22 protein-coding genes are annotated in these 21,673 nt (G+C 38.3%); 19 read left to right on the forward strand and 3 right to left on the reverse strand.

Annotation, left to right across the window (positions count from 1 at the left end; all coding sequences use genetic code 11):
• Positions 1-10 precede the first annotated feature (10 nt).
• The 3 genes from J7E67_RS09105 to J7E67_RS09115 all read left to right on the forward strand — a co-directional run bounded on the left by J7E67_RS09105 (position 11) and on the right by J7E67_RS09115 (position 2,670).
• Positions 11-1,390, forward strand: a complete 1,380-nt coding sequence (locus J7E67_RS09105; protein WP_374102952.1) for a CitMHS family transporter — start codon at positions 11-13, stop codon at positions 1,388-1,390.
• 59 nt (positions 1,391-1,449) lie between these two features.
• Complete coding sequence (locus J7E67_RS09110; RefSeq protein ID WP_214712967.1) at positions 1,450-1,599, forward strand: hypothetical protein; 150 nt, start codon at positions 1,450-1,452, stop codon at positions 1,597-1,599.
• 147 nt (positions 1,600-1,746) lie between these two features.
• A complete protein-coding gene (locus tag J7E67_RS09115; protein WP_214712966.1) occupies positions 1,747-2,670 on the forward strand; it encodes an AEC family transporter in 924 nt (307 codons plus the stop codon).
• 58 nt (positions 2,671-2,728) lie between these two features.
• Here J7E67_RS09115 and J7E67_RS09120 read toward each other — a convergent pair whose 3' ends face one another.
• Positions 2,729-3,385, reverse strand: a complete 657-nt coding sequence (locus J7E67_RS09120; protein WP_214712965.1) for a Crp/Fnr family transcriptional regulator — start codon at positions 3,383-3,385, stop codon at positions 2,729-2,731.
• A complete protein-coding gene (locus J7E67_RS09125; protein WP_214712964.1) occupies positions 3,382-4,017 on the reverse strand; it encodes a Crp/Fnr family transcriptional regulator in 636 nt (211 codons plus the stop codon). The genes J7E67_RS09120 and J7E67_RS09125 overlap by 4 nt, the downstream gene beginning before the upstream one ends.
• A gap of 381 nt (positions 4,018-4,398) precedes the next feature.
• On the opposite strand from J7E67_RS09125, the gene J7E67_RS09130 reads away from it, so the two are divergent.
• The 16 genes from J7E67_RS09130 (at position 4,399) to J7E67_RS09205 (ending at position 20,984) form a co-directional block, all read left to right on the forward strand.
• Complete coding sequence (locus tag J7E67_RS09130; RefSeq protein ID WP_214731456.1) at positions 4,399-5,877, forward strand: 4-hydroxyphenylacetate 3-hydroxylase family protein; 1,479 nt, start codon at positions 4,399-4,401, stop codon at positions 5,875-5,877.
• A 32-nt stretch (positions 5,878-5,909) separates the two neighbouring features.
• Entirely contained in the window at positions 5,910-6,419 is a 510-nt protein-coding gene (locus J7E67_RS09135) for an FAD synthetase family protein (RefSeq protein WP_214712962.1), read from the forward strand.
• A gap of 61 nt (positions 6,420-6,480) precedes the next feature.
• Entirely contained in the window at positions 6,481-7,047 is a 567-nt protein-coding gene (locus tag J7E67_RS09140; protein WP_214731457.1) for an NADPH-dependent FMN reductase, read from the forward strand.
• Positions 7,048-7,082: 35 nt separating this feature from the next.
• Positions 7,083-7,622 (forward strand): 3-hydroxyanthranilate 3,4-dioxygenase, encoded by a 540-nt coding sequence (locus J7E67_RS09145; protein ID WP_214731458.1) that lies wholly within the window; start codon positions 7,083-7,085, stop codon positions 7,620-7,622.
• Complete coding sequence (locus tag J7E67_RS09150; protein ID WP_214712997.1) at positions 7,613-8,617, forward strand: amidohydrolase family protein; 1,005 nt, start codon at positions 7,613-7,615, stop codon at positions 8,615-8,617. The genes J7E67_RS09145 and J7E67_RS09150 overlap by 10 nt, the downstream gene beginning before the upstream one ends.
• Before the next feature lie 22 nt (positions 8,618-8,639).
• The gene (locus J7E67_RS09155; protein WP_214712996.1) at positions 8,640-9,113 is read left to right on the forward strand and encodes a RidA family protein; all 474 of its coding nucleotides are present in this window, start codon (positions 8,640-8,642) and stop codon (positions 9,111-9,113) included.
• A complete protein-coding gene (locus tag J7E67_RS09160) occupies positions 9,094-10,572 on the forward strand; it encodes an aldehyde dehydrogenase (RefSeq protein ID WP_214712961.1) in 1,479 nt (492 codons plus the stop codon). Before J7E67_RS09155 ends, J7E67_RS09160 begins: the two co-directional genes overlap by 20 nt.
• Before the next feature lie 71 nt (positions 10,573-10,643).
• Positions 10,644-11,423 carry a 2-keto-4-pentenoate hydratase gene (locus J7E67_RS09165; RefSeq protein WP_214712960.1) on the forward strand — a complete coding sequence of 260 codons (780 nt, stop codon included), beginning with the start codon at positions 10,644-10,646 and terminating at the stop codon, positions 11,421-11,423.
• Between the two features lie 45 nt (positions 11,424-11,468).
• A complete protein-coding gene (locus tag J7E67_RS09170; RefSeq protein WP_214731459.1) occupies positions 11,469-12,260 on the forward strand; it encodes a 2-keto-4-pentenoate hydratase in 792 nt (263 codons plus the stop codon).
• A 50-nt stretch (positions 12,261-12,310) separates the two neighbouring features.
• Positions 12,311-13,582 (forward strand): kynureninase, encoded by a 1,272-nt coding sequence (kynU, locus tag J7E67_RS09175; RefSeq protein WP_214712958.1) that lies wholly within the window; start codon positions 12,311-12,313, stop codon positions 13,580-13,582.
• 24 nt (positions 13,583-13,606) lie between these two features.
• The gene (locus J7E67_RS09180) at positions 13,607-15,034 is read left to right on the forward strand and encodes an amino acid permease (protein ID WP_214712957.1); all 1,428 of its coding nucleotides are present in this window, start codon (positions 13,607-13,609) and stop codon (positions 15,032-15,034) included.
• A 56-nt stretch (positions 15,035-15,090) separates the two neighbouring features.
• Positions 15,091-15,939, forward strand: a complete 849-nt coding sequence (kynA, locus tag J7E67_RS09185) for a tryptophan 2,3-dioxygenase (RefSeq protein WP_214712956.1) — start codon at positions 15,091-15,093, stop codon at positions 15,937-15,939.
• Positions 15,940-16,413: 474 nt separating this feature from the next.
• Complete coding sequence (locus J7E67_RS31810) at positions 16,414-17,184, forward strand: L,D-transpeptidase family protein (protein WP_285290485.1); 771 nt, start codon at positions 16,414-16,416, stop codon at positions 17,182-17,184.
• Between the two features lie 172 nt (positions 17,185-17,356).
• A complete protein-coding gene (locus J7E67_RS09195) occupies positions 17,357-18,568 on the forward strand; it encodes a GNAT family N-acetyltransferase (protein ID WP_214712955.1) in 1,212 nt (403 codons plus the stop codon).
• Between the two features lie 147 nt (positions 18,569-18,715).
• Positions 18,716-20,041, forward strand: a complete 1,326-nt coding sequence (gene brnQ / locus J7E67_RS09200) for a branched-chain amino acid transport system II carrier protein (protein WP_214712954.1) — start codon at positions 18,716-18,718, stop codon at positions 20,039-20,041.
• Between the two features lie 88 nt (positions 20,042-20,129).
• Positions 20,130-20,984: a manganese catalase family protein gene (locus J7E67_RS09205; RefSeq protein ID WP_214712953.1), complete on the forward strand. Its 855-nt coding sequence runs from the start codon at positions 20,130-20,132 to the stop codon at positions 20,982-20,984.
• Positions 20,985-21,154: 170 nt separating this feature from the next.
• Here the strand turns inward: J7E67_RS09205 and J7E67_RS09210 are convergent, their stop codons facing one another.
• Positions 21,155-21,490 carry a hypothetical protein gene (locus J7E67_RS09210; RefSeq protein ID WP_214731460.1) on the reverse strand — a complete coding sequence of 112 codons (336 nt, stop codon included), beginning with the start codon at positions 21,488-21,490 and terminating at the stop codon, positions 21,155-21,157.
• Positions 21,491-21,673 lie beyond the last annotated feature (183 nt).

A 21,673-nucleotide genomic window follows, 5' to 3' on the forward strand; every position in this document is an offset into this window, starting at 1 on the left:
ATATAGAATAATGTACGATAATAACTTTATTTTGGAAACGTTTTCAGTTAGGAATATTTCGATTATTATTAATTTACAAACAAAAGGGGTGGAAGAGATGCTGGCAACTTTAGGATTTTTAATGATCATTATTTTTATGGTATTAATTATGACAAAACGTTTATCTGCAATGATTGCTCTAATGGTGATACCTGTTGTATTTGCATTGATAGGCGGATTCGGAAAAGAAATGGGACCAATGGCGCTTGAAGGTATAAAAAGTGTGGCACCAACAGGAATTATGATTCTATTTGCGATTCTCTTCTTTGGAATCATGATAGATGCAGGGGTTTTTGATCCTATCATTTCAACGATTTTGAAGGTAGTTAAAGGGGATCCTGTTAAAATAGCGATTGGAACAGCAGTTCTTGCGTTAATAATCTCCCTTGATGGTGACGGAACAACTACATATATGATCACCATTTCTGCCATGCTTCCTTTGTATAAACGTATTGGCATGAAACCATTGGTACTTGCAGGGATCGCTGTATCATCTTCAGGTGTTATGAACCTTCTTCCTTGGGGAGGACCAACAGCTAGAGCAATGACAGCATTACATCTTGAGATGGGAGATATTTTCACTCCTGTAATTCCTAGTATGGTGGGGGGAGTGTTGTTTGTATTGTTCATGGCCTACTGTCTTGGTAGAAAAGAGCGTAAACGGATAGGTGTTATGGAAATTGATTATAGCACATTGTCTTTGATGGCAGCTACATCTGAGGATGCTTTCCTTAAACGTCCCAAATTAATTCTTGTAAACTATCTGCTAACTATTCTGCTTTTAGTTGCACTAATCCAAGAAATGCTGCCTACAACCGTATTATTTATGATTGGATTTGCAATTGCGATCACCATCAATTATCCAAATCTAAAAGAACAAAAAGAACGGATTATGCACTACGCTGATAATGCACTATCAGTTGTGTCAATGGTATTTGCTGCAGGTATTTTTACAGGTATTCTTTCTGGAACGAAAATGGTAGACGCTATGGCAACTACGATGATCTCTCATATTCCAGATGCTTTGGGCTCCCATTTTGCAATTATTACTGCGATTATCAGTGCACCATTAACATTTTTTATGTCCAACGATGCATTTTACTACGGAGTTTTGCCATTACTTGCCAAAGCAGGAAGTGTATATGGAATTGATCCGGCTGCAATTGGACGAGCGTCACTTATGGGGATGCCTGTACATTTATTAAGTCCTCTAGTACCTTCAACTTACTTATTAGTCGGTATGGTTGGAGAAGAATTCGGAGACTTGCAGAGAACATTCTTTAAATGGGCCTGTGGATCCACAGGGGTTATGATTTTTGTTGCTATTATTTTGTCCATTTTTCCCTTTTAATTAAAATTTGCTGAATTCTCATGAAAATCATTTAATAATTTGACTGGAGATGAATGATTATGTGGATACTCACTGTCTATTCAGAAGGGAAAATCCCTGCATTGTTTGAATATAATACAGAAAAAGAAGCTTTAGAAGCTTTTAATAAAGTAAAAGGTTGTAGGATTCTCTCAGAGGTTATTTACTATAACGACACTAAAGTATCTTGAATTTTCTGGTAAATAGGTACTATTAAACAGACTCTGTAACCTCCTTTGCTTTGTTGGAAACTCCAACTAAGCAAGGAGGTTTCTTATGTATCAATATGCTGCAGTATAGCAGTCCCGCTGCATTAGGTTTTAATTGGAGGGAAATTTTTGAGTGTTTTACTTCTTATCATATTAAATGTCATTTTACCTGTTTTTTGTCTTATTGGAATTGGTGCGTTTCTTCATCGAAAAATTACATTTGATATGAATACATTATCAAAATTAAATAACTATTTGCTCATGCCTGCTGTAAGTTTTGTCAACATTTATCAGACTAAAATGGAGGGAGAAACAGTCTTAAATATTCTTACTTTCTTAGTAATCCAAAGTCTTTGTCTTATTTTCTTCAGTACCATCATATCTCGATTAGCCAAATTTGATAATAGATTATCTTCGACCTTCAAAAACAGTGTGATACTAAATAATTCTGGGAATTTTGGGTTACCTGTAAGTCAACTTGTATTTCAGCATAATCCACTTGGTTTATCCATCCAAGTGGTGGTTATGATTTATCAAAATCTTCTTACCAATACATATGGGTTATTTAATTCAATAAGAGTAAATTACAAAGGTTTACAAGCAATGAAAGTATTTATGAAAAATCCAGTTGTTTATGCCTTTTTGTTAGGTTTGGTTTTTAATTCACTTTCTATCAAAATACCAAAATACTTGTGGACTCCGATTGAAAATATTTCAAATGCCTTTGTGGCTGTGGCCCTGGTTACGCTCGGTGCACAAAGTGCTTTTTTAAAAATAAATCGATTCTCTATCTCACTTATTCTAAGTCTCTTTGGCCGTTTAATACTTTCTCCCTCCATCGCGATGATCATTATATTACTTTTAAAATTGGAGGGTACTACGGCGCAGGCTTTGTTTATAGCAAGCTCGTTCCCAACTTCAAGAAACAGTGCACTTTTCGCGTTAGAATACGGAAATTACCCAGATTATGCAGCACAAGTGGTATTGTTGTCTACATTACTAAGCATGATTACTGTAACTACTGTTGTATATTTGTCGACAATATTATTTTAATCGTGCGAAGACTAGAGGAACAGAAGCAGGAAACCTTAATGGCGCCTGCTTCTTTCATCTATAGAGATAACATTAATATATCCAAGTTCGAAATGTCGATTGCACCAGAGTCTCGAATTTCTTTTAATTGATTAATATCTAGGATGTCAATTGTACGGGTTGATATTTGGATCCATTGTTGGCTTTTCCATTTATTCAGTATTTTATTTACCGTAATCCTAGAGGTCCCTATGTAACGGGCAAAAGAAGATTGGTCGATTGAAAAATTACCATTTTCGCTTACTAACTTTAAAAGGAAGTGGGCCATTTGCTGCTCAATAGGCGAATTAAGAAAGGAAATAATTTCTGCAAGAATCCTAAATTTATAGATTAGTGAGTTGGTGAAAATACACGCTGCCTCAGGATGTTCCTCACAAATCATGAATAAAGCCTCATCAGAAAAAAAATAGATCTCAGATGAACTACTCGAGGTGGCTGAGGTTAAATAGGGTTCATTTTTCACACCGTGCTCCCCAAATAGCATTCCTTCTGGTACATAATTCACCGTCCGTTCCACACCTTCTTGTGAGAGAAGAGTTATCTTTATCCCACCCTTAGATAAGTAGAAAAAACCCTTGCCTTCACTTCCCTGATGGTATACAACTGAATTTTCCTCAATCTCTAGTTTTTTTCCATATTTTAAAAATGGGCTCCACGAATATCGAAGATTTTTCAAATTATCACCTTACCAAGAAGCTTTTTTAATTCATCAGGTTTCTTTATTAAAAACTTCTTACCACGAATCTCAATAATTTCTTCAGCTTTCCATTGTTTTATAATCTTATATAAGGTGATTCTCGTTAAGCCTGTGCATTTTGTAAGGTCTTGTTGTGTGAGAGGAACTTCGTAATTCTTAAATTCGTAACAAATATTTAGTAGTATCACCGACAGTTGCTGTTCTGGTGTGAGAGAATCCAAATAAATTTTATCAGCTAATATGTGCATTTTATGAATAACGGTTTTGATAAAAATGTTAAGGATAGAAGGTTGAGCTTTAATTAATTTTTGAAAATGTTCACATGAGAAAAAATAGAGAATAGAGTCATTTACTGCCGTTGCGGTAGTAAAATGTGGCTGTCGGTCCATCGCTTGAACTCCTAATAGCTGCCCGGGAATAGCGATGTTTAACAAACGCTCTTTTCCAAACGAAGTGGTAGACGTTACTTTAATTAATCCCTTTTGGATATAATAAAATCCATCCCCGATCGTCCCTTGCTGGTAAATAGATGATTTCTCTTTGAAGAATTGTCTAGTACCAAACTGCAAGCATGATTCCCAATTAATATCACTGTCAAACAAGATTGCCAACTAATCAACTCCTAAGTGAAATGTATGTAAAAAGACAATAAAACTGTAAATCTAGGAAATATGTAATTAATCACATGCTATAAAATAGTGACACTAAATTGTTAACGCTTACATCTGAATGCAAGGAAAAAGTTTATATGCGTTAACCACTTAACAACAGTGTAAAAGATTAAAGATAGAAAATCAATATTGGGTGGATGAAGTCTAGCATATATAAAAAGAAAAGCAGCTCATATCATTTGTATTTAGAATGATGTGTGTTGCTTTATTTGTTTCAATAAAATGAAAATTTTATTTTTTTAGAAAAAATGTTAATCAGACTACAATGACTCAAAAAAATCAATTTTATAATGAAAATATGAAATTAAAGGAGGATGTTTTATGGGAATTCGTACAGGAGCACAATATATCGAGGCATTAAAAACCCGAAGTCCAGAAGTTTGGTTATCAGGAAAAAAAGTAAAAAATATCTTTGAAGAGCCAGTTTTTCATCAGCCAATTCTTCAAATTGCAAAGCTATATGATATGCAGCATGACTCCAAATTTCAAGAGGACATTACTCATATTTGTGAAGAAACAGGAGAAAGAATCTCGAATGCATTCTTGGTACCAAAAAGCTATCAAGATTTACAAGCTCGGAGAAGAACCTTCGAAGAGTTTGCCAAAGCGACCTTTGGTTTAATGGGAAGAACACCTGATTTCTTAAATGTAGTCGTTACATCCATGGCGAGCAATTCGGAGTTCCTGGACAAATACAATCCTGAATGGGGAAAAAATATTCGATCATATTATAAGTTTATCCGCGATAATGATTTATTTTTAACCCATGCAATTATTAATCCGCAGAATGACCGCAGCAAATCATCACACGAACAACAGGATATGTTTACCCATCTAGGTGCTGTTAAAGAAACACCTGATGGCTTAATTGTAAGAGGAGCGAAAATGCTAGCTACACTTGCACCGATAACTGACGAAGTAATTGTTTATTCTTTTCCTGGATTTAAGCCTGGTGATGAGCGCTATGCACTTGCGTTTGCACTACCACTTGATACTCCTGGTCTTCGCATTATCTGCCGTGAAGCAATGCAGGATGGACAGCGTTCGGTATATGACCACCCATTAGCATCAAGATTCGAAGAAATGGATGCGGTCTTAGTCTTTAATGATGTTTTAGTACCTTGGCATCGTGTATTCCTTTATAACAATGTTGAAGCAGCAAATTTACTCTATCCGAAAACAGGAATCGCTCAGCAGCCAGCTCATCAGTCTGGTGTAAGAGGGTTAATCAAACTACAATTTGCAACCGAAGTGGCTTGTAAAATCGCCGACTCCATCGGTGTTGATGCCTACCTAAATGTACAAAATGATTTAGGAGAATTAGTCCAATCGGTTGAATCGATTAGGGCATTACTCAGAATTTCAGAGTATGAACATGAAGTAACTGCTACTGGGGAAGCGATGCCAGCCTATGCACCACTAGAAACAATTCGAGGATTGCTGCCAAAAATGTACCCACGTGCGATTGAAGTGATCCAAATCATTGGTGCAGGTGGCCTACTAATGTCTCCAACAGATGCTGATTTCGAGAATCCGGAATTAAGAGAGGATTTAGAGAAGTATTATCTTGGAAGAGAGGGAGTTTCAGCGGAAGAACGCGTTCATCTCTTTAAGCTAGCATGGGATTTATGTGGCGAGGCATTTGGACAAAGAGTTCTTCAATACGAACGCTATTATACTGGAGATCCAATTCGTAAAAGAGCGATTTTCTATAACAACCACAAAAAGCAGAATTCCTTTGAGCTGGCTGATGAAGCAATGAAAATATTTAATCGAAAAAATGAGGTTACAAGCTTATAAAAGTAAATCAAAAGTAAGAGGAGGTGTGAACGATGCAAACGCTAAAAGATGGAGTTTTGACATTATCTGGTTCGGTGATTGCTATTGGTGCTTTTGATGGAGTCCATAAAGGACATCAAGCTGTGGAAAAGAGTCGGGTTTATCAGGTTCCTAGCGTTGTATATACTTTCGACCCGCCTCCTCGAAATTTTTTTAAGGGCGTTCAAATTTTGACACCAATTCAGGAAAAGGTCAGCAGGATAGCGAAGTTAGGTGTGGATTATATAATCGTTGCCAGCTTCGATGAATGGTATGCCACCCGTCCCCCTGAAGATTTTATTTGTGAATTATCTAAGCTTAACCCAGTAGAGATTTCAGTTGGTTCTGATTTTCATTTTGGAAAAAACAGAGCAGGGGATGTAAATCTTTTAGAAAAGTATTTTCATATCAATATCACTCCTCCTGCTTATTGTAACGGCGGTAAACTTATTTCATCGACGAGAATCCGCCAGTTAATTTCAGAGGGAGATTTCCAGCAGTCCTACTCATTACTAGGACTGTAAACGGAAGTCAAGTAAATGAGACTACATGGTATCCACTGAGTATTAGAAGGGAGATCACTCTATGAAGTTATTAGGAATTTCAGGCACAATTATTGGCGCAAAAACAAGTATTGTTGTTCAAAAGGTATTAGAGGATGTAAAGAAACATCATCCTATCGTTGAAGTAGAATTGTTGGATTTAAGAGAGTATGAGATTCAGTTCTGTGATGGACGAAATCCTTCAACCTATACAGGTGACACTAAGAAAGTTCTCGATATTGTTAATTCTGCTGACTTCTATATTATCGGAACACCGATATTCCAGGGATCTTTATCTGGCCCACTCAAAAATTTGTTTGATTTAATCAATCCTAAGGAGATTCGCAACAAAGTAATCGGTTTTGTTGCAACAGGTGGTACATACCAGCATTACCTGGTTATCGAAAATCAATTGAAGCCGATCGCAGGATTTTTCCGAGCCTTTGTGGCACCAGGCTATGTCTATGTTAATAACGATCATTTTAATGAAGAAAATGAAATCATCGATTCTGAGGTTCTAACAAGAATTACTGCTTTAGCAAAAGAAGTGGTCTTCATGCAGGAGGCATTAAAATCATCTGAGGAAAAATTTGCAACAGTAAATGGATAAGCTTTTGTATTAAAAGTTGAGAGGAGAAGATTTTTATGACAAACTCATTAAAACCAATTAACCTTTGGGGATTTATTGAAGAAAATAAAGATTTACTTAAGCCGCCAGTAAATAATAAAGTAGTTTGGAAGGATTCTGAACTAATGTTCATGGTCCTCGGAGGTCCAAACAAACGACGTGATTTTCATGTGGACCCATCTGAAGAGATATTTTATCAATTAAAAGGTGATTGCTACGTTGAAATTATTAATGCGGAAGGTAAAAGAGAAGTAATTACAGTGAGAGAAGGAGAAGTATTTCATCTCCCTCCAAATGTTCCCCACTCCCCACATCGGGTCGCTGATACAATCGGGATCGTAATTGAACGTGACAGAGATGAAGGTGAATTAGAGGATTTTGTTTGGTTTTGTGATGAATGTGATCATGAAATGCACCGCGTTACCGTCCAATTGACAAATATTGAAGTCCAGGTAAAAGAAGCGATTCATGGATTTAACAGTAATTTAGAGCTTCGCTCTTGTAAGAACTGCGGACATATTATGCCCGAAGAAGCGAGTGAATGGAAATGCGAGTAGATTTTCATACACATATCATCCCTGAAAATTTCCCTGATTTTGCGAAAAGGTACCAAAACGACAAGTGGCCAGTACTCCAGCCTACCTGCTCTTGTGGTGCTAATATTATGGTGGCTGGGAAGGTTTTTCGAGAAGTGACAGACCAGGTTTGGAGGCCTGAAAAAAGGATTTCCGATATGGAAAGAGAAAATATAGACATACAAGTTTTATCGCCAATTCCTGTAACGTTTTCCTATTGGGCACCTACAGAAGAAGCAGTAGCTATGGCAAGATATCAAAATGATTTCATCGCCGAAACAGTAGCTCAGCATCCAACCAAATTTATTGGTCTAGGGACGGTTCCTCTGCAAAATGTCGAAGAAGCGATTCGTGAACTAGACCGCTGTGTACATCAACTAGGATTAAAAGGGATTGAGATTGGAACAAACATTAATGGCAAAAATTTAGACGATGAATCATTAATTGATTTCTTTGCGATGTGTGAGAAATGGAATGTTCCAATATTTGTTCATCCATGGGAAACACTGGGTGGAGATCGTTTTTCCTCCCATAACTTAATGTATACGGTTGGAATGCCAAGTGAAACAGCATTGGCTGCAGCAAGTCTGATCCTGGGAGGTGTCATCGAGAAATTTCCAAAACTTAAAATTTGTTTTTCTCATGGAGGCGGGTCACTTCCTTACATTCTCCCTAGACTTGATCATGGTTGGAATGTTTGGCCGCATTTGCAGTTCACGGCGCATCCTCCAAGTTTTTATGCCAAGAAATTTTTCTATGATTCAATCGTAAATAATCCTGTAAATATTAAATTCTTAGTCGAAAAATTTGGTGCTGAACAAGTCATTATGGGATCGGATTACCCATTCTTACTGCGGGAAACTCCACCAGGGAAGATTATTGATGACACCTTAACACTAAGCGAAGAACAGAAAAGAGCAATGTTAGGTGAAAATGCACTAAGATTTTTAAATATACCGGTTAATTTATTAATTTAATAGGAAATGAGATGAGAAGATGATAGACAAGGTGATCACCCCAGAAGAGAGATTAGGGGAACTTGGATTAAAGCTTCCAGCACTCCGCCCCGCATCTGGTAATTATGTAAGTTGTGTTCGTACAGGGAATCTTATTTTCACATCAGGACAAGGTACAGATGAATACCGTGGAAAACTTGGTGAAGATGTATCGATAGAAGTAGGCTATCAAGCAGCAAGACAATGTATGCTTAATCTATTAGCAGTAGTCAAAAATGAACTGGGTGACCTTAGCAAAGTGAAAAGGATTGTTAAAATCCTTGGTATGGTCAACAGCACGCACGATTTTAAAGACCATCCTAAAGTAATGAATGGATCCTCCGATTTGTTGGTAGAAGTGTTTGGTGAAAAGGGAAGGCATGCGAGATCAGCAGTAGGGATGTCTCAGCTGCCACACAATAACGCTGTTGAAGTTGAGATGATTGTAGAAGTTGAGGATGGTGATCTCGGTGAGTAAAGTCCTAGAAAAACAACTTCAAATTAACGATGCCAAGCTTTTTATTAATGGAGAATATGTAAGCGCTATTTCAGAAGAAACCTTTGACACGATTAATCCTGCCACGAATCAAAAATTAGCTGCTGTCGCTAGTGCAAGTGAGCAAGATGTAGAAAGAGCGATTCAGGTCGCAAAGCGTACTTATGATAGTGGTATTTGGAGTAAAATGCCAGTAGAAGAAAGAGCAAAGATCCTGTGCAGAATGGCAGATCTTGTCATGGAACGTGTCGAGGAGTTAGCGCTAATTGAAACATTAGATGTGGGTAAGCCCATTAGAGAAAGCAGAGATTTTGATATCCCGCGTGCAGCATCAAACTTAAGATTCTTTGCAGAAATGGCAAAATATATCAATCACGAGCATTACGAACAATCCAAGCATATGAGTTATACAAAATACGCTCCTGCAGGTGTAGTAAGCTTAATCATTCCTTGGAATTTACCATTCATGCAAATGACTTGGAAAGTCTCTGCTGCGTTAGCTGCTGGTAATACGGTGATCGTTAAGCCTGCTTCCTATACACCACTCAGTGCGGTCATGTTAGGTGAAATTGCCAACGAAGCAGGATTACCGCCAGGCGTGTTGAATATACTAACAGGTCCAGGTGGAACAGTAGGAACGGCAATGACCACTCATCCATACGTTCGCAGGATTTCTTTTGTCGGGGAGAGTTCCACTGGTAAAACAGTTATGAGAAATGCAGCATCCCAGTTAATTCCGGTATCATTAGAATTAGGTGGTAAATCCGCCAATATCGTATTTGAGGATGCCGACTTAGATGAAGCAGTCGCAGGCTCAATCGAAGCAATTTTTAGAAATCAAGGGGAAATCTGCTTAGCCGGTTCTCGACTATTGGTGCAAGAATCGGTTTATGATAAATTCCTAGAAAAATTTGTTACAGCAGCAAAGAACATCAAAGTGGGCGATCCATTGGATGAAACGACAGATATGGGCGCACTGATTTCCAAAGGTCATCTAGAAACGGTTGACAACTATGTGCAAATTGGAATTTCTGAAGGTGCGAAACTTGCTGCAGGCGGTAAGCGTGTGGCAGGATTGTCACATGGTAACTTTTATGAGCCAACAGTGCTCTATGATGTAAATAACAAAATGAGAGTCGCACAGGAAGAAATCTTTGGTCCTGTATTAGTCGTCATTCCATTTAAAACGGAAGAGGAAGCGATTCAAATCGCCAACGATTCGATTTATGGTTTGGCAGGAGTCGTTTGGTCGAATGATTTAAGACGAGCTCATCGTGTCGCTTCTCAAATCGATTCAGGGTTATTCTGGATCAATTGCTGGTATTATCGTGATTTAAGAACGCCATTTGGAGGATCCAAGGCAAGTGGTATCGGCCGAGAAGGTGGACGTCATAGTTTTGAATTCTACACAGAGGCTAAGACGATTACAATGAAATTATAATATTAAAAGTAAAAGGTGGCTGAATGGCCACTTTTTATCTATTAATATAGAAATGGAAGGTTTAGGAAAAAATGGGAGTATTAGTAGAAAAGATTGCAAATGAATTAATCGACGCAGAAAATCATCAATATTCTGTCGCACCGCTGACGGAGCGCTTTTCCGTATTGACTGTAAGCGATGCCTATCAAATCCAACTCCAAGTTATCGGTAAAAAGTTAAAAGCAGGAAATGAAGTCATAGGGAAAAAGGTTGGGCTGACAAGTAAAGCAATGCAGCAAATGCTTGGCGTCGATGAACCTGATTACGGCCACCTGTTAGATAATATGAAAATAGCCGATGAAGCAACGATAAAAATTGCTGATTTTATCAGTCCGAAGGTTGAGGCGGAAATTGGTTTTATTTTGGAGCAAGACTTAGTTGGTCCAAATGTGAATTATCTAGATGTGTTAATGGCTGCGAAATATGTAGTACCAACCATCGAGATTATTGACAGCCGTATTTCTGATTGGAAAATCAAATTGATTGATACAGTGGCAGATAACGGTTCGTCAGCTAGAGTAGTGGTTGGGAAAAAGCTGTGTCCTATCGACAGTTTGGATTTGCGAACCCAAGGAATGGTCCTTTATAAAAATGATGAGCTTATGGCCACGGGAACTGGAACTGCCGCTCTAGGACACCCCGCCCAAGCCGTCGCATGGTTAGCCAATAAATTGCATGAATTTGGGATTACTCTTAAAGCAGGTGAGTTAATTCTTCCCGGAGCACTTTCTGGTGCGATTGCAGTAAAAGAAGGCGACACGATTTTGGCTGATTTTGGCCCACTAGGTACTGTATCTGTAACTTTTGAGTAAACGAGTTTTTTCTTGAATAAAAATATTAAAAGTGGAGGTTCCATTATGACACTGTTGCAAGGAACAGAACAAGAAATCGTAGACTACCTATTAGCTGCAGAAAAGGAAAAGCGGGAAGTCGAGAAAATCACGACTAGTTACCCTGATTTAACTTTTGAGCATGCCTATGAAATACAACAAAAATTAATCGAGCAAAAAGAACAGGAGGGACTTCGCCGAATTGGAGTGAAACTCGGTTTAACAAGTAAGGCAAAGCAAGAGATGATGGGTGTCCATGAAGCCATCTACGGGTATTTAATGGATGATATGCTTGCACCTGAATGGGAACCAGTCCAATTTAGCAGTTTTATTCATCCCAAAGCAGAACCGGAAATTGCTTTCTTGATTAATGAAGATATCCAAGGAATTAATGTTACAGCCGAAGATATTTTAAAGGTGACGAAATATGTAGCACCAGCGATCGAGATTATTGATAGCCGTTATTTAGACTTCAAGTTTACTCTCGTAGACGTCGTTGCGGATAACTGTTCTTCCTCAAAATTTATCGTAGGGAACAAATGGGTATCGCCGAATGCTCTAAACCTGAAAGAAATTGGCGTATATATGTCTAAGAATTCAGAGGTTGCAACAACGGGGACCAGTGCTGCCGTATTAGGAGATCCAGCAGCTGCTGTTGCTTGGGCTGTAAACAAGCTCGGAAGAACTGGGCAGGGATTAAAGAAAGGTGATATCGTTCTTAGCGGTGCGATAACGGAAGCGATTAGCTTTCAACCCGGGGATACGATTTTGGCACAATTTGCGGATCTAGGCAGTGTCTCATTCTCCAGCAAATCATAGCCTCCCTTCACGCCCTAACTATAATGACACAAGATTCGAGGAGGAATAGGATGCTTTTCACTTTAGAGTATGCAAAACAATTGGATCAAGAAGATATACTTAACAGATTTCGAGAAGAATTTTACATAAAGCCGAATTCCATTTATATGGACGGGAATTCATTGGGGCTGCTTTCGAAAAGAGCAGAACGGACGCTGTTGGAGTCCTTAAATGATTGGAAAGAGCATGGAATTGACGGTTGGATGAGTGGGAACAACCCTTGGTTTTCTTTATCGGAAAAATTAGGAGAGATGATGGCTCCTCTAGTAGGTGGTTCAGCAAATGAAGTGATTGTAACAGGTTCCACAACTGTCAATTTGCATCAGTTAGTTGCTACTTTTTATAAGCCAGAAGGGACAAGGACTAAAATTTTGGCTGACGAATTAACCTTTCCATCAGATATTTATGCACTTCAAAGTCAGCTGCGTATTCATGGATTTGATCCCGATACACATCTTATTCGTGTAAAAAGTCGGGATGGTCGCTTTTTAGAGGAAGAAGATATTATCGAAGCGATGACTGATGAAATTGCGCTTATCATTTTGCCGACAGTACTCTATCGAAGCGGCCAAATCTTGGATATGAAGCGTCTGACAGCTGAAGCGACCAGAAGAGGGATATTAATCGGTTTTGATGGATGTCATTCGATCGGAGCAATTCCGCATTCGTTTAGTGAATGGGGTGTAGATTTTGCGTATTGGTGCAATTATAAACATTTAAATGGTGGTCCGGGTAGTGTTGGAGGTTTATATGTGAATTCTAAACACTTTGGCACAGCCCCTGGTCTTGCCGGCTGGTTTGGTTCCAAAAAAGAGAAACAATTTGACATGGAGCATTCTTTAACACCGGCTGATTCTGCAGGAGCCTATCAAATCGGGACACCACATGTGTTGAGTCTTGCCCCTTTACTTGGCGCGTTGGAGATTTTTGCAGAAGCAGGGATTGAAAAAATCCGCGCTAAGTCACTTAAGATTAATCAATTTCTAATGGACCTACTTGAACAAGAGTTATCTGATATGGGATTAAAAATAGGAAACCCTGTCGAAGATGTCCGTCGGGGTGGTCATGTAAGTTTAGAGCATAAAGAAGCCGCACGTATTTGCAAAGCGTTGAAAGAAAATGGTGTCATACCTGATTTCCGTGCTCCAAACATCATTCGTCTTGCGCCAGTTGCGCTTTATACCTCGTATAAAGAGGTTTGGGAAGTGGTCCAAATTCTTAAGAAAATTATGACTGATAAGCAATATGAAAAGTTTAAGAATGAACGAGAAGTTGTTGCTTAACCTAATGGAACGAGGAGGAATTATATGGCGAACAATAAAACTCATTTGAAAAATGGAAATGGTTCAGAAAATGGGTTGAAGCGTGAATTAAAAACAAATCAACTTACAATGATAGCTATGGGATGTGCGATTGGAACGGGCCTTTTCCTAGGTAGTGGACTTGCCATTAGTACAGCTGGTCCTAGTGTATTAATCAGTTATGCCATTGGTGCTTTCATTGTCTTACTTTTAATGGGATGTTTATCAGAAATGACTGTTGCCCATCCAACATCAGGGTCGTTTGGTACTATTTCTGAGAAGTACATTAGCCCGTTCGCTGGTTATCTTGTCCGATATTCCTATTGGATTGCAAACGTACTTGCTGTTGGGGTAGAGGTAAGTGCAATTGCGGTATATATGAAGTTCTGGTTTCCAGATGTGCCTGGGTTTGTCTGGATATTATTGTTCGCAGCTGTATTGATTTATGTAAATGCAACAAGTGTAAATACATTTGCAACTTTTGAGTATTGGTTCTCGATGATTAAGATCAGTGCAATTGTTGGGTTTATTTTACTAGGATCCTACGTTTTCTTTGGAGGCTCTGCAAAACCAGAAATGGGACCTGAAAACCTTGTCAATGCTGGTGGTTTCTTACCGTTCGGCTGGTGGGGAATGTGGGTGGCTATCTTTATATCTTTATTTAGCTTTTTAGGAACAGAAATGATTGCGGTAACAGCAGGAGAAGCGAAGGACCCGGATATTGCGGTACCAAAAGCTCTGAAAGCAACGGTGTTCCGATTATCGACATTTTATATTATTACTATCGGCATCATGTTAATGATTGTTCCATGGAAATCCGCAGGAGTGGAGGAAAGTCCTTTCGTAAAGGTTATGGAACTCTTAAATATCCCAGGTGCAAGTGGAATTATGAATTTTATTATTTTGACAGCTGCACTGTCAGCGATGAACAGTCAGTTATATGCTTCAACTCGGATGATGTTTTCACTATCACGAGGAAATTATGCACCAGCCTTTTTAGGTAAATTAAGCAAACAAGGTGTACCATTTAGTGCTCTTGCTATATCTACACTAGGTATTTTTCTTGCGGCAGCCGTAAATGCATTATTACCAGACTCGTCTTACGCATTTATGATGGGGATTTCCATGTTTGGTGCGATATTCACGTGGTTTATGGTGTTTGTTTCTCATTTGTTTTTCCGAAAAAAGTGGGAGAAGGCAGGCGGCCGGAAATTGCCAGTTAAAATGGTTGGTTTTCCATATTTGACGATATTAGGAGCGGTACTTCTACTGAGTTTAATGATCACCACTTGGTTTACAGGTTTTAAAATCATGCTACAATTCGGTGTTCCTTGGTTACTGTTTTTATCTGCAGCCTATTTTATTTTTAATAAAAGAAGAAACAATCCTGAAAAGAACGAGTCAGATGCTATTCTTAACAAAAAGGTAAATTAACGTGGTAAATTCTCATAAATAACTTAACTACAATAGAATGATGGAGGTCTAATACAATGAATTCACAAGAAAAAAACACAAATAATGGACTAGAGAAAACGATTCAAACAGATTTTCAAAAAGCGATGTCATACGGGGATTATCTCCATCTTGATAAAATCTTATCCAGTCAGCATCGGCAGTCAGATCACCATGATGAAATGTTATTTATCGTTATCCATCAAGCTAGTGAATTATGGATGAAGTTAATTATTCATGAATTGTCTGCGGCTATTGAGTTTATTCAAAACAACGATTTGGAGCCATCATTCAAAATCCTGTCGCGTGTTTCAAGAATTCAGCAGCAATTAATTCAATCATGGAGTGTTCTTTCGACGTTGACACCTGCTGAGTACTTGGAGTTTAGGGATAAATTGGGTCAATCGTCAGGATTCCAGTCTTATCAGAACCGTTTGATTGAATTTGCATTAGGAAATAAAAATGTTCATACACTAACAGTCTATCAACATCAAACAGACCTATACGAAAAAATGCAAGCGGCCCTTCATCAACCAAGTATATATGATGCGGCCATACAAGCTCTTGTTGCGCGTGGATTACCTGTCGATCATGAGGTTCGCCATCGGGATTTGTCCAAAAACTACGAACCGAATGCCAGCGTGGAAGAAGCGTGGTTAACAGTCTATCGAAATGTTGATCAATACTGGGATTTATACGAGTTGGCAGAGAAGTTAGTAGATATTGGCAATCAACAGCAATTATGGCGCTTTAATCATATGAGTACCGTGGAAAGAATCATTGGTCATAAGCAGGGGACCGGTGGGTCGTCAGGTGTGACCTATTTAAAAAGAGTCCTAGATCAGCAATTTTTCCCAGAGCTGTGGAGTTTAAGAACGAAACTTTAGGTTGGATAGCATCTTAGATACAATTGGCTGCAAAACCTTGTTATAAGGTCTTGCGGTTTTTTTTTATAAGACTAATAGTTGTTTCTGATTCCAGTGAGGAAGGAAGATTGGTTCAACGGTAACCATAGGAAGCATATGATGCCTGTGAAGGAAGAAAAATCAGTTCATTGGTAACCATAGGAACCGTATGATGCTTTTAGGAGGAGAAAAACAGATCACCGTTAATCAAAGGAATCATCTGATGCCTGCTGCCAAAGGAAAATTCAGTAGACTAAGGACTGAACTTTTTTTGCCCGGTTTTTCTAATTACTTCGGTAGGATCGATTAATATTTAGATGGGTACTTATTACATAAACTAGTGTATTACCTACTTTACGCCCAAATCGAAATATCTTTAATAAAATTGTAATGTAGACAAGCCCCTCCGACATAAGATACACGGATGAGTATTTATGTCGTATTGGAGGGGTTAGATTGCAAAAAAAGTGGTTAATTCTTTTTGTATTTGCTTTTTTTATGTTGTCTAGTTTTTTTGTTGGTGTCCCGACAGGTTTTGCAGCTTCCAGTGGAAAATTTGTTATCATTAACAAGACTATCAATCGGCTCGCATACTTTGAAAATGGTAAGTTTATAAAACAGTTCAAAGTAGGAACAGGGAGAAAAAAATCGTATACACCAGAAGGCAAGTTCAAGATTGTAGTTAAGATTAAGAATAGGCCTTACTATAAGGGACATATTCCAGGTGGAGATCCACGTAATCCACTCGGTAACCGCTGGCTTGGTTTGAACGCTCGGGGGACATGGGGAACGACATATGCAATTCATGGCAACAACAATCCAGCCTCCATAGGAGGGTACGTAAGCAGCGGCTGTATTCGGATGTATGATAGTGAGGTAGAATGGCTATTTAATCAAGTTCCAAATGGTACCACAGTTATCATCACATCGTCAGGGAAATCTTTCAATGCAATTGCGGCAGCCAATGGGTATAAAGTTAATGGAGGGTCTAGTGCACCATCTGTTCCTGTTAGTTCTAGTGGAGAAATCCTCAAAAAAGGCAGTCGGGGTCCTGCCGTCCAAGAGCTTCAGCGCAAGCTGACCTCACTTGGATACAGTACGAAAGGTGTGGATGGTGTCTTTGGAGCAAACACAGATAGTGCCGTCCGAAAATTTCAACAGGCCCGTAAATTAACAGCTGACGGGATTGTCGGGCCAGCCACGAAAAAAGCGCTCGGAATTAAATAATAAATATAAACTAGTTGCTCCAATTGATGAGCAACTTTTTTTTGTATAGACAATAAAAACAAAAACACTTTATTATTACCAAAAATAAACGCATGAAAAAGAAGAAAATTACACAAATTTAATATAAAAACCTTTACATAGAGTAAGATTTTAAATTTTTGGAGGTAATGGTATGAGTCGATTGGACAGGCTCAAGATGGAGAAAGTGGAACCGAAACATTGGCGGCAGTTCAACGAGTTATTGCGTTATGTGTTCCAAGTGACCAAAAAAGACTTACAAACGGTGGGTTGGGAGGAACGTGAAATAGCATTAGCAAAACTTCCCGTTTTGGAACAGGCTGATGTGTTAGGCTGGTTTGATGGGGAAAAATTGATTTCCCAAATAGCTGTTTATCCCTTTCAAATAAATATTTTTGGGCGCACATTTGAGATGGGTGGTTTGACAGGCGTCGGTACATACCCTGAATACGCGAACTTGGGACTAATGAATAAGTTGATTTGGCAGGCATTAGCGGATATGAAGGAAAGGAAGCAATCTATTTCCTATTTATACCCCTATTCATTGCCTTTTTACCGTAAAAGGGGTTGGGAGATCATTTCTGATAAGATGACCTTCGAAGTCAAAGACTATCAATTGCCTAAGGTAAAAAAAGTGTCAGGCTATGTTGATCGGCTAACTACAGAGCATCCTGATATTAAAACGGTTTACAAACTCTTTTCTAGTAAACGCAATGCCGCTATGATTCGAAATAATTTGGCCTGGGAGGAGTATTGGAGATGGGATTTGGAGGATTTAACAGCAGCTGTTTATTATGATAGTTCCCACCAGCCCCAAGGGTATCTGTTGTACTGGATTTCACATGATGTGCTTCATATAAAAGAAATGGTCTATATGAATGAAGAGGCACGGATTGGACTCTGGAATTTCATCAGTGCCCATTTTTCTATGGTTTCAAAAGTTTTAGGGGCCATTTATACAGATGAACCATTGGCATTTTGGCTGGAAGACGGGGATATTAAAGAAACAATCGCACCCTATTTTATGGCAAGAATTGTGGATGTTAAACAGTTTATGAATCAATACCCGTATAGAGCACCAGGCATAGATATAAACCTGACGATTTTGCTTAATGATCCACTACTTGAGTGGAACCAGGGGTTATTCACACTCCATGTTTCCGCCACAGGTCAGGGAGAACTAACTCAAAGTGAGGATCAGCCTCTAGTGGTTGTTGATATCCAGACACTGACGACAATGTTACTCGGGTACAAACGACCATCCTATTTGGCAGCTATCGGGAGATTAACCAGCAATGACCAAACCGTGGAAATATTGGAAAATTTAATTGAACGACAGACTCCATATTTCTCAGATTATTTTTGAATTAGATAAAGAAACAGTTAATTTCCTCTTTCGAAAAAATAAGAAAGAGGATTTTTATTAATTAGTTGTTAAAAATAAATATACCAACAAAGGGCAAATATAGTTTATTATTATGGAATAATATTTTTATCTTAAAGGAGATTTTTAATGAATTTTTCTGCCAAACAAATTGTCTTTATTAGTTTTATGCTTTTTTCAATGTTTTTCGGTGCAGGTAACCTTATATTTCCACCTTTTCTGGGGCAATCAGCGGGTACTCATCTTTGGACAGCTCTTGCTGGTTTTATAGTTTCAGCTGTTGGACTACCTATTTTAGGCGTTATAGTGGTTGCAAAGGCAGGAAGCTTTAACGAGCTAAACCAAAGGGTTCATCCTTTTTTTGCTTTCATTTTCCCATTTTTGATTTATATCGCTATCGGACCTGGACTAGCTATTCCACGTGCAGGGAGTCTTGCGTTTGAAATGGGGTTAGCTCCTTTTTTGCCAGAACATTTAGTAGGCAACCCTGTTTCTTTGTTAGTGTATAGCATCATCTTTTTTGGATTAGTGGCATGGTTGTGTATGTTTCCGTCGAAACTTATTGACCTTTTCGGGAAATTATTGACTCCTATTCTTTTGGCTTTAATTACGATTATTTTTATAAAGAGCTTAATTGATCCAATAGGTTCATTTGCCGAACCGAAAGAAAATTATGAGGCAAACCCTGTATTTCAAGGGGTATTAGATGGTTATTTAACTATGGATGCCCTGGCTGCTTTAGCATTTGGTATTGTGATTGCAAACACATTGAAAGCACAGGGTGTAATCGAAAACAAAAAAAGATCTTTATATATGATGTACGCAGGATTAGGTGCTGGATTGCTTCTAACCGTAATTTATCTTATCTTAGGTTATTTAGGGGCTGCAAGTTCGTCTTTAGGCCAAACGGAAAATGGGGCACAAATCTTGTCCAATGTCATGACTCACTTGTTTGGTCAAAGTGGAACTTTTATATTAGGATTAGTTTTTACAATAGCATGTTTTTGCGTGTCAATCGGTTTAGTTACTTCCTGCAGTCAATTTTTCGCAAATGCCATACCAAAAATAGATTATAAGAAGTGGGTTATTATCTTATCTGTTCTGAGTACCGCCATTGCAAATTTAGGATTAACGCAAATATTACAGATTTCCGTTCCGATACTTGGGATGATCTACCCGTTGGCGATCGTAATTATCTTTTTAGGCCTCATCGATGATTTTATTAAAAGATATCCGCAGATTTATATCTATGTTGTAAGTTTTGTTGCCCTTTTTAGTATCATAGATACGATTAATAAAACTTTCCTTGCAAATAAATGGAGTGGGGTACTTGATATTCTTCCTTTTTACATGGAAGGACTTGGGTGGATTATTCCTGCCCTTATCGGTTTAGTAGTAGGATTTCTTTTTGGAATGTTTAGGGTAACTTCTTCGGAAGATAGAATAAAACAATAACGGTTAAATCTTCTTTGAAAAGAATAAGGCACTATGAACTAGAAAAAGCTAAATAAGTAATAACTAGCTAATTTTTAGGGGGATTAGTATGTATTTCTATCGAGAAGATTTAATCAACGTGATCGTACCCGACAAGCCAGATCCTGCAGCAGCTAAGGTTCTTCAAGAGACATTGGGTGGAAGATTCGGAGAAATGCGGACAATGATGCAATATTTTTTCCAAAGCTCTAACTTTCGCGGTAATCAAAAACAATACCGTGATTTACTAAGGGGAGTATTTCTTGAGGAAATCAGCCATGTTGAACTTGTTCAAACAACGATTAATCAGCTTTTGAACGGAGCTGGAGAAGAGGCTGTGGGTGCTGGTGGCAGCACTGGTGCACCGTTAGAGGAAGCGATTAAACACGCGAATCCTCATCACTTTATCGTTGGGGCACAAGCTTCACTTCCAGTAGACGCCGCGGGGAATCCTTGGAATGGAAACTACGTATATAGCCACGGAAACTTGATAAGTGATTTATTAGACAATTTAGTTTTGGAATCCACCGGAGTTTTGCAAAAATCACGTATTTATGAAATGAGTACAAATAAAACCTTTAGAGAAACACTCGCTTTCTTAATCGTGCGTGATAATGCTCATCAAAATGCATTTGCCAAAGCATTAGAGACCCTAGGTGTTGATTGGGCCAAACTATTCCCAGTCCCTAATTACGACATTAATAAATATCCTGAATGTCGTAAATATGTTGAAATGGGCTTCCATAATGCCCAGTTTAATTTTAGACTTGACGAAACGCTTATCGGCCAAATTTTCCAAGGTGAAACACCGAGCAGAAATGGTGGAACCCTCCAAGTAGTACCGCCGCCACAAGGTTATCCAGTTCCTATTTTACCGGAGATGCCGAATGAACATAGTCCTGGTTTAAATGATTTAAACTCATAGGATGAACAAGAAAAAACACGGCTAGTGAACAGCCGTGTTTTTCTTATATTAAAAATCGGAAAAGTTCCGATTAAGGTTATTGACGACTGATAGTGAGAAAAAAGGAAGGTTACTATAGTCAATAGGGGTTATTGACGACCAAAAGTTAACCGGCACCCTTTTACAAAAATCTACGATTGTTTTTTATCAGTTTTCTTCTCACTTAGAGCACGATAAATTTGCGTATACATACTGCCTTGAACAATATTTTGTAGGAAAAAGTCTCCAATAAGCTTTAAGTATTGCTCATCCTCAAACATTTTTTTGTTTTGTAATTCCATTTCAGCTAAGCCTTCATATTTGGTAAGTAGTGCGTATGTATGATCCTCACCTGAAACGGGTGTTAAAATCTCCACATTTTGATCATAATTCTCATTTCTGAATGTTTTTAGTTCCTTTATATTTTCAATACCTTCTTTAAATTTATCCTGTTTGATCTCAAATGTCTGATACACAAAAATTGCCACTGGCAGCATCCCCTAGATTATATTTTACAAACCTATCATTACATTTCCCTCAGATTCAAAATTTATTCTTCAATCCATGCTCTTTCATTTAAGCTGTAGGTTCCACGTTGGAAATGGAAATATTTCGTTCCACTTAAAAATCTCCTCTGGAGAATAATATCAATAGAAAACCGAGATATGAAA

The organism is Bacillus sp. ISL-46 (genome assembly GCF_018613205.1).